Genomic DNA, 17,003 nt, shown 5'->3' on the forward strand with positions numbered 1-17,003 from the left:
AGCGCGCTTGTACCTCCACCGGGCATCTGGGCATGGGTTGCGTTCTGGGCTGCGAGCGGCTATGTCCTGATTGCCAACCTGACCGCTAGGTACGGGGTCGGATTGGGGCCGCTGGGCTGGTTATTTGCGGCCGTTCTCGTCCCCGCTGCAATCCTCGCAATCGTCGTCGTGGTAGCACGAATTACCAGCCTTCACGATGATGCAGAAGGTGTCCTTCCCTGGGTTATTGGTGCGCTTGGAGTCGTGACCATCTTCCTGTGGGCCCGGCTGGCGTCGCTCTCTGCTGACGTCCCCCTGGACCTTCGACGTGCAGTGGGCGCTCGGTATACGAGCCACAAGACTGTGCGATGACATGAGCAGGGATATCTCGGCCGCTCAGCTGCCCGCTCGGGAAGTGGCTCCACTTCATGCCAGGTCACGACTCCATTTCCCAGTGGTCCGGGTCATGCGATGGCGTAACTTGGGAGACTGCGGGAACGACATGCCCAGAATCCTTCGCGCACGCTCCAGCATGCTGCCTTTGGTGTATCAGCTTGAGTGTGTAGCGCGACTGGTTTGAACAGGTTCGAGGGCGATGACCATCACACACACAACGAGATCTGCACGAATCTGCCGGCTAGATTTGGAGGGCATGATCTGCGCGAGGAGGCATCGTGATTGTTGACACAGAGGCGGCTCTTGCTGCGCGGCACGCACTACGGCTTTGTGCAGATCAACACCATTCGGATTGCGCAAACTCCGCCCAGTGCGAGCGGGCGGAGCGAGCGCTTGATCGTCAGTTGGCCGACGTAGCCAGCTTTGACGCACGGCTCAGCTACATGATGTTTGCGAGACGGGAGCCGAGCGCCAATCACCCGACCGCCGCCCTCATGAGGGGCGTCGCCGATATGGTAGTGAGCCCGCCGTGGTCTGACCCCTTGTGGAGGAGTATTTGGATCACCTCGGCGTTGGCGCGACTGGCCGAGAGAGGGATACCCGCCGATGCCGTATTACGGACGGGCGTCGGGCACGCATTGCGCGAGCGGCTCGCGTTCGAGGCCGCGTCCGCGTGGTACGCGATGCGGCACGGGTCTCTTGATGGGGAGGAGGTTGAGCCCCGGATTCGTGCATGGGCAGTCATCTTGGACGGCGCAATCCAGTCGCACCACGATGATCCTGATGCCCTGGAATTCGTTGAGGTGGTTGTTCTCGCTCGATCCGGTGTGTTCGGCGAAGTGTTGCGCCGATGGATGGAGCAAACCGCCGTCGCGCACGTGATCGATTGGCGTGCTACGGACCCGCTTCGCGTGGAGCTGCTGCCGCGAGATCTCGTCGTGGGCGGGGGGCGCGAGGCGACTCTATGGATTCTTGATCGCTTCACCTGTACCTATCTTGGCGATTGGCGTCCCTCCAGCCTCCTGTGGGAACTCAGCTACAGCCAGGATCCGGATGGCGTCGCCGACCGAACGCAGGTTCCCGCCCCCGTTCTCGCTGAACGGTCGGTGAGTTCAGCGGAGCTTCTGCGGGCAGTTACCGGGCGTCACGCGACCGCGCGGCCGGTAACGCCGAGTAGTCATTCCCTGGCGGAGGAACTGTACGACCAGATCATTTTGCTGGCGCGCGGAGGGGATCTGCAGCGCGCCCGCGAGATGGCCAGCATTGCGGCGCAGGAGAATCCAGATGCTGCGCATTTCCGCAACGCTTACGCGTTCCTAACCATTCCGGTTGATCCCAATACCGCTCGTCAGCTACTCAATGACGCAGAACTCCGTTCCCTTCAACCCAACTTGTACAAGTTGAATTGGGTTGTGATCTCTATCGCCTCCGGTGATGTGTCCGATGCGGCGGGTCGGCTCGAGGAAGCGAAGCGAGAAGTCGATGGGGCAGAATCAGCTTGGCTCTGGGTTCCTGAACGACTGATCATCGGGGAATGGATCCTTGAGTATTACACATTCGACCAGTGGTGTTCGGAGGCTACCCAGGCGCTGACGAGCGCTAGCGCCTAAGCGAGAAACGCGTTGCGCACGTCCTTCATAGGAATCATTAGCTGCAGATCGTCCAAGGGTGACTGGAGACAGTCTGCGTTGTGTTCATAGAACCGTCGGGCGTCCTCATCACGAGCATGAATGAGGACAGCTCGTGCCCCGACGTTCTCGCTCAGCATCGCGGCACGATGAAGCGCATCTCGGAGCAGCCCGGCGCCCAGTCCCATCCCCGAGAATCGTTTGTCGACAGCGAGGCGGGCGAGGAGGATGCAGGGAATTGCCCGGGGCGCTCCCTGTTGGAGGCGCCCCGGCGCTTCGTCCCTCGATATCGCGCTCACAGCAATGGCGTAGTAACCAGCGATGAGTCCGGACTCGTCTGCGGTCACGTACGTTACGGCGTTATTGGCGCGAAGGTTCTCCCAAGCGAACTGCCTGAGCCACTCGTCAAGCTCGCCCGCGCCGCTCTCAAAGGTGCTCCGATCGTCAGCACGCTCGAGCTTCCTGGGCTGGCATGGTCCTGCCATCAATCAGAGAAAGGAGATGGGCGCTGAGCGAGTCGATCAAGTTTGCTTGTGCTCGCTAGCGGAGCTTCCAGAAGCCTGTTGAACTCATCCCACTGTTCGTCGGTTGCAAAGAACCAGCGGCGATCCGCCAGGATACGCTCTGCTTCGACGCTGGCGCTTTCGATTATGAGATCTGTGACAGTGCGATCGGTAGCGTCAGCAGCGCGACGCAGCAATTGCTCTTGCCGGGCTGTCACTCGTAGGTTAAGTCGAGCGTCTTTTGCTGCCCGGGCCTTCGAGGCGGTAGTCATGGCGTTCCTCTCTCGGTACGTCCATTGTACGTACGTCGTCGCTGTTGTCAAGGTGAACTTGCGGGGGAGCCGCGGTGCGAGGAGCACTTCGGCGAGCGGGTGTGGGTGTCGCGGAGGGGCGCGATCCAGGCCGACGCGGGCCGGCCGGGCCTGATCCCAGGTTCGATGGGCACCGCGTCGTACGTGGTCGAGGGCCTGGGTGATGTCGCTGAACTCCTCACCGCACGGCGCGGGCCGGATGTACTCGCGCTCCGCCGCCCGGCGGACCTTCACGCAGGATCAGCTGCGGGAGGCGATGGCCGGCATCGAGTTCCGCGACACCGACGCGTTCATCGACGGGATCCCCGCGGCGTACAAGCCGATCGACCGGGTGATGGCGGATGCCGCGTCGCTCGTGCGGGTGCGGCACACGCTGCGGCAGGTGGGGAACGTGAAGGGGGACTGAGGGGGCCGGCCGCCGGCATGAAAGGGTGACGGATGCCACGGCTCGCGCCGCTCGAAGACCGGGCGTGCACGGGTGGCCGTGTTCTGGATCTGCAGCCAGCGTCTGCCCACCCGGGTCAACTAGATCGAGCAGCCCACGGCACACCCCCCTGATCGTCGCTAGGTGCATGAACCCAGGATCTACGGACGGTCGCGATTGTCCGTTTCGGGCAGTGCGGATAATCGATCTATGGCATTCCCTACCCAGCGCAAGCCGCAGAGTGCGAGGCCGCCGACATGGGACGCGTATAAGTCTGCCGTTCGCAGGGAAGACCGGGACAGCCTGCTCATTCTGTGCGCTGGGGCTACTGCTGCGATAGCGCGCGGCGAGATGGGGGACGAGTGGAAGGCGAAAGGACTCACTGACTGGAACATCGCTGATGTGGCTCGCACCTCGCTCGCCTGGGGCCGATTCAGTCGGCCAGTAGCAGACGCGGAAACCCTGCTCCGCCTCTGCAACATGAGCAGCCTCCTGATCGACGAAGGAATCGCGGTTCAACCGAACGCTTCCGAACGGCTCGCACGAGTTCTGCCTCGACTCCTGTTCGAACAGTTGCCTCGACAGCGTTCCGTCATGGATCAGATCACCCGCACGCTGCTGCTCTTCGGCACCAGAAGCGTGCACCCGCCTGGATTTGCTCCCAAGGGAATGGTTCTCGATTGGTTCGAATCGGCCACCGATGGACTGACGCTTGATGAATATGTCGAGTCCATCTTCGTGATATCTGTCGGCGCTCAGACCAACGCAGGTGGCTTCTCCCTCGAATGGCTCTCGGGGCCCGGCTACCATGGTCTTGAGGATGTCATTCCGTTTGCGGCTCTCCGGCGCACGTTCACTGAGCACTTGCTGACCACTCCGGCGGCTTTCAAAGCTGCCAATCGGCGATGGCAGGATCCGGCACCTTCGCCCCAGAAGAAGTTCGCCTTCAATCCTCTTGTGGATCGCCCGTTCATCGACGAGGTCGCAGGGATACCAATTGCCCCCTGGGTCCAAGCGATCATCGCGAAGGCCTCACCGCCGTCCATCTACTTCCTCGCATACGAGAAACTCGGCAAGGGATTCGCCGACGACTTAGGTCTCGTCTTCCAGCACTACGTTGGCCGCCATCTGGAGCTCATCGAGCGGCCACGCGAAGTCATCCCTGAACTCCGCTACGGTCCTTCGCGGGCAGCGAAGGATACCTGCGACTGGTTCGTTGACCTGCCCGGCATGCTCGTGCTCATCGAGTGCAAGTCGCGCCAGCCTGTCGAAGCGACGCGAATTGGCGGAGACGCCTGGCTCGACGCCATCGCAGGCAGTATTGGCAAAGGCATTGCACAACTCAACGAGACAAACCGCCACATCGATGCCGTGAGCGACATCAACCCGCAGATTTCTAGGACGAAGCCTCGGGTCGGGCTCGTCGTCACACTCGAACCGTTCTATCTCGATCAGAATTGGCTTGTTCGTGAGCGCCTTCCCAGGGCGGAGTTTCCGATCGGCGTCGTCTCGGTAGGCGAGCTGGAGTCGCTCGTCACACTTAGTTCAGAGGAGTTGGCCGCGGCTCTCCGTGAGGCGGCGGACAGGTCCGAGGATGGAGTGTTGCTCCTGACCTCAGCCTTGGACGCGACCCGGGGGCGCGAGAATCCCTTGCTGGTTTCGACGTGGGAATCCATCGGACTCTTCGCCCGGGTCGGCGAAGAGTCTAGGCGCCGTCGTACGCGGCCTACCGGCACCGACGACTGACTGAGAAGCGCAGCTCGGGGCGCGAATGGAAATCACCCGGGATCCGCGTTCGCGCGCGGCGGGTCGTCTGACTACGGATATCTCGGGAAGTGTGCCTGCAGGTAGGCGTCAATACCGCCGTCTGCCGCCACCCCGCTCCGGTGGATGATTTCGGCGGTATCCCGACCCGACAGGACGACGATCGGGTGGCCGTCTTCCTTGATCTCGGAATACGCTTGTCTGTCCACATGGCTCGTGGTCACCATGATGCCGAATTGACGATGCCGCATCCGCGAGATCAGTCGCGACATTTCCCTTACTCCGACGCTGTTCCCGGGTCGATAGCACTTCGCTTCGACAGCGAAGTCGATCTGGATCGCGCTCGGCCCGGTCCCGACCCGATAGCTGCCGACCGCGTCTCGGCCGCCGTCGCGACTCGGCCGCGTGACCTCAATATCGAAGGCGTTCGGAAGGTACATCCTGACCACGCTCGCGGCGAACTGTTCGAACTCGTACGGATGCGTGGCGAAATGGGCATGGATGGCGCGAACGATCTCTTGATGCTCGGCAGTGATCGGCTCCTGGTCCTGGCGCGAACGTGCTTCCCGGGTTCGAGGTGCGCGCAATGGTGCTGCGTCTGCACCCGATCCCCAGGCGAGGAAAGCGGGCGGCGCCAGGTCGTAGGCGACGTCGTGGCTGTCGAGCGAATCGAGCCATCCTCGCCTGATCGTCCCAGCATCGAGGATCGTGAAGAGCGCCCGGTAGTTCTGATATCGCTGGCCGCCCGTCGAGCGCCAGATTCCAACCAGTTCATCGATCGACGATGCGTGCGACGCGCCGGGCACCGCTAGTCCGAGAAAACGGTGGTTTCGCCGAACGCCGGTACTTCCGAAAACCAGGATCGGCGGGACACGTTGCCGGTCAGCAAGGCTGCCGTTCGACCAGTCGAAGATGTTCCGAAGCAGCTGGTTGCCGCCCCTCGAAGTCTCGTGGAGCTCGTGTCCTGGTCGCTTGTTATCGCCGAAGTAGGTGAGGACTCCCGTCTCGACGTCAAGCCAATCGGGCCAGTCAGCGTCTGCCCCCGACGTGACGAGAGCGATCACCTTCGGAGCGCCGATTCGGCCTCGGAAGCGAATTCCTCCCGAGTTGCCGACCGGCAGCAGTCTCCCGATCGGATCATCGCCAGCATTTCCGCTGGTCCCGCCTTCATAAACGGCATCGACGATGAGGTCGGCCTGTGCCAGCTCGTCGAACGGGACTGTTGCAGCCATTAGATGGCCCCTCTGAGCGCCGTCGTCACGGCCATCGCGACTGCTTCCGGCGCCTCGTGCTCCCAATACCGCAGCACCCGCCATCCCGCTTCCTCGAACCGTCGGTCCGTATCCCGATCCCGCGCGATATTCGCTGCCAGCTTCGGTCCCCAGTACTCCGAGTTCCGCTTCGGATGCGTCCCGTGTTCGGGGCATCCGTGCCAGAAGCATCCGTCGATGAACACCGCGATGCGCGCTCGTGTGAACACGATGTCCGCCCGCCGTCGAAGCCCTGGCACTGGCGCAAGGTCCACCCGGTACCGCAGCCCTCGAGAGTGCAGGAGCCGGCGTACGGCGAGTTCGGTTGTAGTGTCGCGTCGCTTGTTCGCGAGCATCGAGCGACGCGTGCCCTCCGAAGTGGCCCAGGAGTCAGGCATCGCCGGGGTCCGCTTGTGCGGTCGATGGGATTGCGGGAGGCGGAAGTGCCACGACGGTCGGGGTCTGCGCCAGCTGCCGGAATCGTTGTCGCAGCCCCGAGGCGAATGCGGCATCGCGAATCAGTATGCCGGCTTCGAGATTGCGATGAGCGGCGGCGCGAGAAAGGTTCGCGCTGGTGACGAGCGCGACCCTCGAATCCACGATGAGCACCTTCGAGTGCTGAAGGCCGTAGGCGCCGCCGGAGGGTCGGTAGGTGAGGAATCGCGCACCGAACAACCGCTTCTGCAGTGCCCGTGCCGTCTCTGCGCGCTCCATCGTGTCGACGAGCATCGTCACATCGACGCCTCGGCCGATCGCCCGCCACAACGCATCGACGAACGGTGAATGATCGGCCGCCGAATACGTCGACGCGAACACATCGGTCGTCGCTTCATCGACCAGATGTGCGAGCGCCGCCGTCGTGTGATCCCCGTCGCCCTGAAATGTCGGCCCGCTCCACACCGGCCGGACGTCGGTGCGGCTCGACTCGCGCGAGACCGCGAATCCCCGCAGCACTGACGCGAGCGCGGATGCACCGATCAGCTCGAAACTCGCGCGAAACGCGTCGCGCGCGGGATGCTCGGACCCGAGCACTGCGAGCGCCTGCACTCGGCTCCCATCGATCTCCAGCGACGCCGCGAGTGCAACAGCGTCGGCGGCGGTCACCGTCGCGGCGAGGAGTTCGAGCGAGCCTGGCATCGATCAGCTCCCGGTCCAGTGCACGTGCTCGAGGAGTGGTGCGGCATCCTTCGACCCCGCGCCGAGCTTCAGCGCGAATCTTCGATCGAGGAATCGGTTGGCGCGTTCGCACGACGTTTCCGACAGGAACAGGCAGAAGTGGCATGCCGCGCCATGGAGGAAGTCCTCCTGCCCCTTGGGAACGCGATCGGCGCAGATCGGGTCGGACGAGCACCGGCCTGCGCGGTGGATCGCATCCTCCATCACCTCGTCGAGGCGAGCGGTGCGGGCGAGGTCGACGAGACCGCCGAGTGTGCCTTCGCTGTCGGGCGAGGTGGTGGTGATCAGGATGCCGGCCGCGGGTTCGCGCTCGTCGGTACCGGTCCACGCGTAGATGCGTTCCGCAATCGAGGCGGAGCCGTACCCACTCGACATGGCCATCTCGCGAATCAGCAGATGCGAGATGGTGTGGAGCGCCCAGTACCGCGGCGGTGGCATGAGGGCTTCGGCGTCGAGCGCGATGCCCGTCTGGCTCTCACGACGCTTCAGATTCCGCTTGTGGGCGGCGACGTGATCGGCCCACACGTCCGACCGCAGCACGCCGGCTTCCCACGCGACGACGGCCTCTTCGGCGAAACGCAGGAAGACACCCTCGCCGCGGTCTTCGGTCGCGGGCACCCAGGTCGGCCTGCCGTTCTGGGCGATCGGAGCGATGCGTGCGCGTTCGCCGCCGACCCGATCCGGCGCGTCGATTCGCGTGAATCCGGTGAACGCGTTCGCCTTGCGGATGCGGTCGACCGCGACGACATCGGCCACCACTGGTGCGAGCGCCTCCGGCACCGGCTCCGAGTGCACCTTGAACCCGGCGCGTCGCGACTCGGTCTCGAATTCCGACGGGTGCGTGAGCGTCTCCCACTCGGGGATCAGCAGCCGGTGTTGATCGTGCACCGGCGCCTCAGCCGGCGCCACCGCGACTATTGCAGGGTAGAGCGCCGCCTTGACCGCCTCGACGATCTGCTCGGCGGGCACACCGGCGAACGGGGCTGCTTCCTCAGGACTCCACTCGCGCCACATGGCAACCTGCTCGACCGAGGTCAGCTTCATCGCCTTACCAGCTGGCAACCCCATGACCTCGAGGGCGAGGTCGGCGATCGTCGGTACCTTGCGTGCGGGGAGTACGAGCACGCTCACGGTCGTCGGGAACCACTGATTCGCGGCACCGAGCAGCATGAGCCGCACCTCTGCGGTGCACGGCCTGTCGGCCGGCGCCCAGGTCGGAAGGTGCGGATGCCTGCCGCGGCACGCGGGCAGCAGCTTCTCGCCGCCCGCGCGGGTCACCTCGGCGATGTTCCTGGTCGCGCCGCATTGCACGCATTCCAGTTCGACGGCCGGCCCGAGGTTGGAACGGTACTCCCTCATCCGCAGAGCAGGGTTGGGCGCCTTGCACTCGATCGGGTTGCCGTCTTCGCGGTGCAGCCATTCCTTGTACGGGAACTCGTCGAGATGTCCGTTCGTGCACGCGATCAGGTATCGCGCGGGTACCGCGGGCCGAGGACGCGGCTTGAGCACGCCTTCCTTCCGGCCTTTTCCGGGCCGGCCTTTGCACGCCTTGTGTACGAACCTGGCCTGATCAGGCCGGTACTTGTTCGTGTTCTCGAAGACGAAGAACCCGGATGACTCGGGCGCGAGTCGATCGCAGCCGGTGCACCGCAGCCAGGCGGGGAAGATGCGCGTCGGGATGCCGATGGGCGCGTCATCGTCGGGCACCCACGGCGGCTGACGCAGCTCCTCCACGAGCGGACCGAGTTCGCGACGCACCGCGTCGAGCAGACGGGGTACCCGCACGAGCACCGGACCGCCCTGCCTCGAGTACGCCTTCTCCCATGCATCGAGGCCCTGCGGCATCACGGCGAGGTGCGGCAGGTCGACGGTCGAACCGATCCCAGCCGTGTACAGCATGCCGTTCGGCCGAATTGATCCGACCCGGCCTCGGTTCCTCGATTTCTGGTCGTCGTCGAGGAAGGTGTCGGCGATCTCACCGGGGATGCCCGCGAGCGTGGTGGTCGCAGCTTCCCCGGCCGCAGGCTCAGTGGTCGCGTCGGTGGGTTCTACAGCTGGTTCGGTCACTTCATCTTCGCTGACTTGTTCGGGAACGTCCATTTCGGAACGATCGTGGATGCCGGTTCGCTGAGTTGCTGCGGCGCCACGCGCAGGTTGATCTCGGGCTGCACCTCGCGCATCGAGTTCGCGACCTGGAACAGCTTGTCGCCAGTCTCGGAGATCTCGTCTTCGGGGCTGATGAGCAGTGGCTTCACGTATTGCCCGGGGAGCGAAGCCTTGACGTACGTGAGGCCCTTGTTGACGAGGTCGGCCTGCTCTGTCCACTTGTCGAGCCGGAGCACGAGCTTGCTCATGGCCGACTTCGCTGCGAGCCCGCCGTCGTTGGCGGCGATCGACATGCGCGCGGTGAGCCGATCGACGAGATCGTCGACGGCGGCGCGGCGGGTCGCGATTCGTCCGGCGCCGGCCCGTGAGTCGGGAGACAACGACTCGGATGCCGCGACCGTCGCATCGGCCACTCGAGCCACCGACACGATCAGGCCGGTGAGCCCGCGCTCCATCGCCGCGTCGGAGTATGGCGTCACCGAGAGCGCTTCGACGTTCGCGTAGAACGTGTCGTGATAGTGCTCGAACTGTTCGTAGTGCGCCATGTCGCGCGGGCGCGAACGGTTCGCAAGCGTCACCACGAGTCCCGGCTTCTTTGCATCGCGGCCGACGCGCGAGGACGCCTGGATGTACTCAGCGGTGTTCTTCGGCTGCCCGACGATGAGCATGAGCCCGAGCCGGGGCACGTCGACTCCGACCTGGAGCATGGAAGTCGCGAGCACGACGTCGTAAGCCCAGTCGCGCGGCGGCAACTTCTTGCCCTGCGCGTCGGCGGCCGCCGCGATCTTCGCCCACTCTGCCTTGCCGCTCGTGGTATCGCGGCTTGCGTCGAACGGCACGGCGAGTGCGGTGAGCGTGTCGCTGATCTGCGCCGATGAAATGCGCGAGGTCAGCTCGCCGATACGCAGGCCGTTAGTGGCCCGGCGGGCGTAGCCGCTCGCCGCGTCGGGATTCGAGATCCGGTTCGCGACGTCATCGTCGAGGTAGCGCCGCATGCCGGCGAGCTCGCGGGTTGCGCTGAAGTAGTCGACGAGGGTCAGGTACGGGTCGGCGACGTCGCCGTGCGCGTCGAAGAGCCGTTGCCCGGCGAGCAGCAAGATCTCGCTGATCCGGATCTCCGCGAGCGTGAGCCGGGCGCCGTGCGCGCAGACGCCGAGGTATCGGCGGCCGGGGGTTTCCGGGGTAATGAGCACTTCCTTCGAGAAGAACGTGTCGCTCACGCTGAGCACCTGCGGTGGGAACACTTGCACTTGGCGGGCGTAGAGCTTACGCACCTGGTCGGCCGCCTTGCGCACGGTCGCGGTGGAGGCGACGACGAGCGGTTTCACCGTCGCCGCCGTCTCGGCGTCAGACCCCGAACGCCAGGTTGAGAGCACGTCGATCGCGCCCTCGAACAGCCCGACCGCCGTGCCGAGCGCGCCAGTGATGAGGTGCAGCTCGTCCTGGATGATCAGGTCGGGGGGTCGCAGGCGAGTCGCCGGCTGCACGTGCACCGCGGGGTGGGAGACGCCGCCGGCCTTCTTCGTGTTGTGTGAGTCGCCGGTGCAGACGGTCGAGTCGGGGTGCTGGTATCCGTGCCGTGGGCATTTCTTCGAGACGAAGCCGAAGAGCGCCGCGGCCTCGCCCTCGCGGGCGAGCCGGGTGAACTTGTCGACGGTTGCAAGCAGGAACGTGGGCGGGTGGCGGTAGATTTCGTCGTCGACCGTGAGTACGGGCAGGCCCTCGACCGCCGTGCCGCCCCTGCGGAACGGGCAGCCGGTGCGTGCGCCGCAGTACACCCGGATACGCTGCTCGACGTCGTCGGCCTCGACGTTCGCGCGCGGGTTGATCGGCGTGCCGCACCAGGGGCAGTGGCTGAACTGCAGCACGGTGAGACCGTACGCCGAGACGGTCGCGCGGTCTTCGGCGCGCACGTCGGCGACCTGCTTCGCAGCATCGGTGTAACGCTTCGGGCTCACGCTCGAGCCAACCCAAAGACCGATGCGGAACGGCGTCGTACCCCAGGTTTCCGGGTCTTCCCGGCGCACGAGTTCGGCGGCGCACATGAGTGTGGTGGCGCGCAGGAACTGCTGCGAAGTGAGCAGTCGCAGCGTGTAGCGCATCAGCACAGCGACGCCGTCGCCACCGTCGAGCGGACCGTCGGGGCTGTCGACGATGCCCTGCAGCCGGCGCATACCGAAGGCGAACGCGGCGAGCCCGAGGTATGCCTCGGTCTTGCCGCCACCGGTGGGGAAGAAGAGCAGCTCGGCCCGCGGCAGTTCGGACGAGCGGCGCGGCAGCGTCGGGTCCACGATCGTCGGGAGCTGCATGAGGATGAACGCGAGCTGAAACGCGCGCCAGGATGCCGCGGCGTCGCCCTTCGCCTCGATGGCGGCGCGGGCGTCGGCCTCGCTGAGCGACTTGTCGGCGGCACGCGCGCTGGCGATCTGCGAATGGATGCGCTGGTCGCGCATGGTGCGATTCATGAACGCGAAGGCGGTGCGGGCTCGCTCGTCTGCGATCAACACGGCGAGCCCCTCCTTCAGGCGCTTCGACGCGAGGGCGCCGTCATCGAGCCCGAGCTCGGCTTGGTCGCGCAGCCAGGGGGGCAGTTTCGCCGCTTCGGATGCTTCGCCGGCGAGCCAAGCGTCGTAGCCGGAGATGAGCGGGCGCAGGCCGGCTTCCAATTCGCCCGGAGTGGCGTCCATGAGCATACGCATGCTCATGACCGCGCCGGGAACTTCCGGTGCGAGCGTCTGCGGAATCTCGGCGGTCGGCAGCCACGTCGTGCGCACGGCCGTCGCGCGGCGCGAGCCGGGCGAGGGAAGATTCCAGGTGACCGACGCCGTGCGCCCGATCGCGAACTCGAGCCGCTCCCGATAGAGCAGGTCGAGCCGCTGCGCCTCGGCGTCGTGGTGCCCTCGATCGCGGTCGAGTGCATCGCGGGTCGGGAGGAAGACCGGGGAGCCGTCGACCGCCTCGACCGCGAGTGCCGCCTGGAAGAGCCAGAGTCGCGGCGGCAGTTCGCGACCAGTGACCACGGTGTTGAGCAGCGCCGCCTCGACGACGAGCGCGCCGTCGTGGTCATAGACCTCGATCGAAAGCTCGACCTGCCCAGCTTCGATGATCACTCGCTTCGAGGTTCCCGGCTCGATCGTGGTCACATCGATCTCAACCAGTCCGCCGCCGGGATGGCGGTCGTAGTAGGTCTTCGTCGTGCCCGAGCTGCCGGCCTCGCGGCGAGATGCGTAGCGGCCCCAGCTGGGCGTGAAGCGCAGCGGTGGAGCGTCGCGAGGAATGCGGAAGCGCAGTCCCATCGACGACGGCGCGATGATCTTCGATTCGGGCCCGCGATCGTCGTTGTTCTCGCGGGCATCGCCGTCGGTCACCTCGTCGTCGTCATTGCTCGGGATGCCCTGGACTTCGCGACTGCGGTTTAGGTCAGTGCTCACGCTGTCATCGTCGACGACGTTAGCGGTGGTCGCCTGGGCGGGCGCGGCCTCGTCGATCGAGATCGGCGCGAGTGCCCCCACCAGGTATCGGCCGCGGGGGGTGCCGACGATGGCTTCGTCAGGCCCGTCCCACGGACCCATCAGGTCGCGCTCGAGCAGGTTGAGGAGTTCGTCGCGCACCTGCGCCGATGTGACAGTGGATGCCTCGGACACTAGAACATCGCCCCTTCGGGCTTCTCGGACTCCTCGAGGCTCTTGCCGCGCTTTGCCTTCTTCGGGTTCTGCTGCGCCTCGATCGCCGCGCGTCGGTGATTCTCCTCGAGCAGTCGGTCCAGGATCTCGACGCGGGCTGCCGGGCTCACCGTCCACCGCTCCATCTGCCGGTACGTGTGGAACCCGTGCTCGAGCGGGATGTCGGTCCAGCCGTACGCCTCCATCACTGCCTCGTCGATCTGCACGTGGATCGACCGGATGAGGTCGACATCGGCGTCGCCCTGCACGTCGGGCGAATTCACGAGGTTGTACAGCGCGGTCAGCCCGAGCTGCCGACGAAGCATGATCTTGCGTCGCTCGTCGTCGAGTTGCTCGCCGAGCTCTCGCAGGCGAACGGTGTTCTCGGGACGCGGAAGCGTCTCGAAGACATCGGAAGGGGCGTACCGGACACCTGTTCCGAGCGTCGAACCGTACGTAATTGCCCAGGATTGATGCGGGGTCGAGGACAAGACCGCAAGGTCGGCATAATCCTCGGTTGTGAAGACAGCGAGCGCGTGCGTAAAGACCTGAGAGACAGAGACTCTTGCTGGAAGGACGGTGTTACTGACGAGCGTGATCGCGAAGGCTCTCGAAAGACCCCGCAGCGAAGAATAGAGCCCGAGACTCTTCTCGCCGAACTGCCACCATCGCTCCCAGCGAGGCTTCCGCTGAACGTACGAGCCGTCCGGCTTTCTCTTCTGTCGCTCCGGCTTAACGAGGGCCTCGACTCGTGCGAAGGGGAGTTCGAACCGTGCGGCTTCCGCCATAGACATGTCGCCGAAGTGAATAACCCAGCGGCTCGCATCAGTGGTCGGGCGCCCGTTCAGGTCCTCACCATTGAGGTAGGGAACGACGACTTCGCGGTTCCTGTCCGATGCCGCGAGAAGCTCCGCTGCCTGTTCATTCGACAGCACGAACCCATCACCCAGCGCGATCGATCCCTGGAATACGATCCGACGATTAGCCTCGAGGCGAGCAGGCAAACCCGAGACCCGTCCAGCCGGCTCAAGCAACGTAGAGATCTCGGTCACGCGAGAGTCCGCGATCCACGGGCGCGCGAAAGCACCCGGCTGACGACCACTCATCCAAACAGCCGCGTAGCTAATTGATGCTGAACGAGCCGGCCAAGGCGCGCTCTGAATCGCTCGGCGAATTGTGTAGCCGCGCTCTACGAGCTGGTCGAGCCCGACTTCCCTGGTTGCTCCTTGTGAAATGGTGTTTGTCGCGATCAGGCCGATATTTCCGGCTGGGCTCAGCAGCTCCGCTGCACGAAGGAAGAAATATGCTACGAGGTCAGCGCTTCCGGGAACAGAGTTGCCGATGGTGCTCGAAAGCGTCTGTCGTGCATTGTCGCCGATGCTGCCAGCAAGCTTCTGGCCCCCCAGAAACGGCGGGTTTCCGATAATCGCGTCGAAGCCGCCATGGTCATGGATGACGTCGGGGGCTTCGAGGATCCAGTGCAGCGGCTTCCACCGCGCTTCGCCGGTGTCGACGGTCGGCGTGAGTCCGGCGTCGATGACGGTGTCGAGTCGGCGGCGGTCGCCGCTCGACCCGTCGACCGGGTACGCGTCGCGGAGCGCTTCGGCGAGTTCGTCGTAGCGTTCCTCGAGCTTGCGTCCGGGCTTGCCACTTTCAAGCAAGCCAGCGGCGATGATGCCGTCGGCAACATCGCGGAGCTTCGCGGTGACCTGCTTCGACTGGTCGAGCAGGGCACGCTTGGCGCGGGTCGAGCGCATGCGGTCGGCGTCGTCGACCTGTCCGGAGGCGAGTTCGCGGCGGAGGCGTGCGGCATCCTCGAGGTCCTTGTCGACGTCGAACGCGGCGAGCTGTCGCCTCATCGACTTCTGCGGGTAGATGTGCTGGGCCTTGAGCTGGGCCTCCGTCGTGACGCCGAGCAGTGAGTTGCCGTGGAAGACGCGGTCGTCGACGAACGAGAACGGCTTGCCGGGATCCATCGAGATGAGCCAGAGCGAGAGCTTGCACATCTCGACCGCCATGCCGTTGATATCCGCGCCGTAGAGACAGCGGGCGACGACTTCGCGCACCGCCCAGCGCTTCAGATCGGACTCGGCGCTGACGTCAATGCCCTCGGTCGCGCGCGCCTCGATGAGACGGTCGGCGAGGTAACGCGCCGCGGCGACGAGGAACGCGCCGGAGCCGGCGGCGATATCGGCGACCTTGAGGTCGAGGATCTCTGACGACGATTTTAGTACCCACTCCTTCTCGTTCTCAGTGTCGAGCGGACCGGGGGAGTAGACGAGTGGTTCGAGGGCGTGCAGCACCACCTCTTCCGCGAGCGAGCGTGGAGTGTAGTGCGTGCCGGTATTCGCGCGTTGCGACGACTCGGTCATGACAATGCCGTCTTCGGGCACGACGTAGGGGAACTCGCGGAGGTCGTCGCGGATCAGGCCGGCGAACGGCATGAGTCGTTCGACAGCGTCGTCGTCGTTCAGCAGCGTGTAGCGGAGCTTCGTTCGCGCGTCGGCCTCCGTCTCGGTGCTCACCGAGGTGTACGCCTTCGCGATCTGGTTCGCAGTCTGCGGCCTCGCGTGCTCCTGGGTCTTCTTCAAGTGCTCGATCAGCCGCTTCGCGAAGTCGGCAGAGGTGCTCGAGGTATCCGCGATCTTCTCGAGCTCGATGAGCGGAATCTCGGGCTCGAATCCGGCTTTGCCGTGCAGTCCGACGATGAGCTCGGGCGCGAACTCGGCCGAATACCCGAGCAGACCTTCGTAGACGTATCCGATCTGCTCGACATCGAGGTCGCGGAACGACAGAGGACGCGCGTCGCCTCCAACGACGGCGATCTGCACGGCGCGCAGCACCTCGAGCATCGCCCGGTCGGAAACGCGCACGAGAAGCCGGCCCTGCTCGTCGGTCGCCTCGAGCCATGGGAACCGGGACGGATCGAACAGCGATCCGCCGTACGCCGGCATTCGCATGTCGTCGAACGAAGTTCCGCTGAAGACCGCATTGCTGGCGGCAAGCAGCCGGTGCCAGGTCTCCCAGGTGTGGTCGAGGGCTTCGGCCGAAGTCCTCTTGGCCTCGCGCGCGAGTTCCTCGCGGATGCCCGAGATGGCGTACGCCGACCGGTAGAGTTCGTGCTCTGGCAGCAGCCCCCGCTGCTCGGCGAAGAGCAGGAACACGACTCGCATGAGCACCGTCACCGCGCCCTCGTACACGAGCTTCGGGTCCGCGGGCAGTGGCGATTCGCCGCGTTCCGCGATGGCCCGCAAGTGCACGTCGGAGAACGACTGGAGCACGAGCTCGACCGCTCGCCGCACCTGGTCGCCGAGTGCCTCCGTGATCTGCTCGGCGCTCGCCACGCTCTCCGCAAAGAGCCGATCGAGCTGTTGGGGCGAGCCACCGGCGATCGAATCGAATCCCGCAAGGGCGAAGAACGCGTCGCGACTCGGTCGCTCCTCCCGCCAGAGCTGAGCGTCCCACACGCCGCCTGCCGTCGTGATGTCCTTCGCCGCCGAGACGAGCGCCCACCAGCGCCCATCGGTCACGATGCCGACCGTGACGCCCGTCTCGCGGAGCAGATTGGCCATGCGATCGATGGCGTTGGCGGACCAACCGTCGGTGCCGGTCGCACGAAGGTTCGGCGTGCGGTCGACGACCGTGACGAGCGCGCGCGGCGAGCCATCCGTCTCGAGGGTCGCCCACGGCGACACCGTCACTGCGCTGTTCGGCGAATGGGCGACCAAAGTCGGCGACGGCTGGAGGTTCAGCTCGTCGCCCCACTGAAGGAGGTCGCGTAGCACCGCGGTGACCCAGCGCTCG

Annotated in this window: 11 protein-coding genes and 1 pseudogene; 4 read left to right on the forward strand and 8 right to left on the reverse strand. The window is 65.2% G+C overall.

All coding sequences use genetic code 11. The features are described from left to right. The first annotated feature begins 653 nt into the window (after positions 1-653). Complete coding sequence (locus ACZ4TW_RS05015; RefSeq protein ID WP_465540775.1) at positions 654-1,985, forward strand: hypothetical protein; 1,332 nt, start codon at positions 654-656, stop codon at positions 1,983-1,985. Here ACZ4TW_RS05015 and ACZ4TW_RS05020 read toward each other — a convergent pair. Further along, a complete protein-coding gene (locus tag ACZ4TW_RS05020) occupies positions 1,982-2,488 on the reverse strand; it encodes a GNAT family N-acetyltransferase (protein WP_465540777.1) in 507 nt (168 codons plus the stop codon). The genes ACZ4TW_RS05015 and ACZ4TW_RS05020 overlap by 4 nt on opposite strands. After that, positions 2,488-2,778, reverse strand: a complete 291-nt coding sequence (locus tag ACZ4TW_RS05025; RefSeq protein WP_465540780.1) for a type II toxin-antitoxin system TacA family antitoxin — start codon at positions 2,776-2,778, stop codon at positions 2,488-2,490. Before ACZ4TW_RS05025 ends, ACZ4TW_RS05020 begins: the two co-directional genes overlap by 1 nt. A gap of 78 nt (positions 2,779-2,856) precedes the next feature. Between ACZ4TW_RS05025 and ACZ4TW_RS05030 the strand changes: the two are divergent. Beyond that, positions 2,857-3,223, forward strand: a pseudogene (locus tag ACZ4TW_RS05030) (RtcB family protein); the annotation flags it as partial. 228 nt (positions 3,224-3,451) lie between these two features. Continuing rightward, on the forward strand, positions 3,452-4,987 hold the full coding sequence (locus ACZ4TW_RS05035; protein ID WP_465540782.1) for a hypothetical protein: 1,536 nt from the start codon (positions 3,452-3,454) through the stop codon (positions 4,985-4,987). Between the two features lie 71 nt (positions 4,988-5,058). Here the strand turns inward: ACZ4TW_RS05035 and ACZ4TW_RS05040 are convergent, their stop codons facing one another. Genes ACZ4TW_RS05040 through ACZ4TW_RS05065 form a run of 6 tightly spaced genes read right to left on the reverse strand, consistent with a single transcriptional unit; the run spans position 5,059 to position 16,363 of the window. Next, on the reverse strand, positions 5,059-6,237 hold the full coding sequence (locus ACZ4TW_RS05040) for a restriction endonuclease (protein WP_465540784.1): 1,179 nt from the start codon (positions 6,235-6,237) through the stop codon (positions 5,059-5,061). After that, positions 6,237-6,653 carry a very short patch repair endonuclease gene (locus ACZ4TW_RS05045; protein WP_465540786.1) on the reverse strand — a complete coding sequence of 139 codons (417 nt, stop codon included), beginning with the start codon at positions 6,651-6,653 and terminating at the stop codon, positions 6,237-6,239. Before ACZ4TW_RS05045 ends, ACZ4TW_RS05040 begins: the two co-directional genes overlap by 1 nt. Beyond that, the gene (gene drmC, locus ACZ4TW_RS05050) at positions 6,646-7,392 is read right to left on the reverse strand and encodes a DISARM system phospholipase D-like protein DrmC (RefSeq protein ID WP_465540788.1); all 747 of its coding nucleotides are present in this window, start codon (positions 7,390-7,392) and stop codon (positions 6,646-6,648) included. Before drmC ends, ACZ4TW_RS05045 begins: the two co-directional genes overlap by 8 nt. A gap of 3 nt (positions 7,393-7,395) precedes the next feature. Continuing rightward, positions 7,396-9,498, reverse strand: coding sequence for a DrmB family protein (gene drmB, locus ACZ4TW_RS05055; RefSeq protein WP_465540790.1), 2,103 nt, complete (start codon positions 9,496-9,498; stop codon positions 7,396-7,398). Further along, the gene (gene drmA, locus ACZ4TW_RS05060) at positions 9,495-13,181 is read right to left on the reverse strand and encodes a DISARM system helicase DrmA (RefSeq protein WP_465540792.1); all 3,687 of its coding nucleotides are present in this window, start codon (positions 13,179-13,181) and stop codon (positions 9,495-9,497) included. Before drmA ends, drmB begins: the two co-directional genes overlap by 4 nt. Continuing rightward, positions 13,181-16,363 (reverse strand): Eco57I restriction-modification methylase domain-containing protein, encoded by a 3,183-nt coding sequence (locus ACZ4TW_RS05065; protein ID WP_465540795.1) that lies wholly within the window; start codon positions 16,361-16,363, stop codon positions 13,181-13,183. Before ACZ4TW_RS05065 ends, drmA begins: the two co-directional genes overlap by 1 nt. A 316-nt stretch (positions 16,364-16,679) precedes the next feature. Here ACZ4TW_RS05065 and ACZ4TW_RS05070 point away from each other — a divergent pair, with 316 nt between their 5' ends. Continuing rightward, positions 16,680-16,967: a hypothetical protein gene (locus ACZ4TW_RS05070; RefSeq protein ID WP_465540796.1), complete on the forward strand. Its 288-nt coding sequence runs from the start codon at positions 16,680-16,682 to the stop codon at positions 16,965-16,967. Positions 16,968-17,003 lie beyond the last annotated feature (36 nt).

Source organism: Agromyces sp. NPDC029043 (assembly GCF_055564615.1).

Bases quoted from the DNA above. Each gene is read 5' to 3' on its own strand.
- ACZ4TW_RS05045 (WP_465540786.1), bottom strand. From the start codon at position 6,653: ATGCCTGACTCCTGGGCCACTTCGGAGGGCACGCGTCGCTCGATGCTC.
- ACZ4TW_RS05035 (WP_465540782.1), top strand. From the start codon at position 3,452: ATGGCATTCCCTACCCAGCGCAAGCCGCAGAGTGCGAGGCCGCCGACA.
- drmC (WP_465540788.1), bottom strand. From the start codon at position 7,392: ATGCCAGGCTCGCTCGAACTCCTCGCCGCGACGGTGACCGCCGCCGAC.
- ACZ4TW_RS05040 (WP_465540784.1), bottom strand. From the start codon at position 6,237: ATGGCTGCAACAGTCCCGTTCGACGAGCTGGCACAGGCCGACCTCATC.
- ACZ4TW_RS05025 (WP_465540780.1), bottom strand. From the start codon at position 2,778: ATGACTACCGCCTCGAAGGCCCGGGCAGCAAAAGACGCTCGACTTAAC.
- ACZ4TW_RS05020 (WP_465540777.1), bottom strand. From the start codon at position 2,488: ATGGCAGGACCATGCCAGCCCAGGAAGCTCGAGCGTGCTGACGATCGG.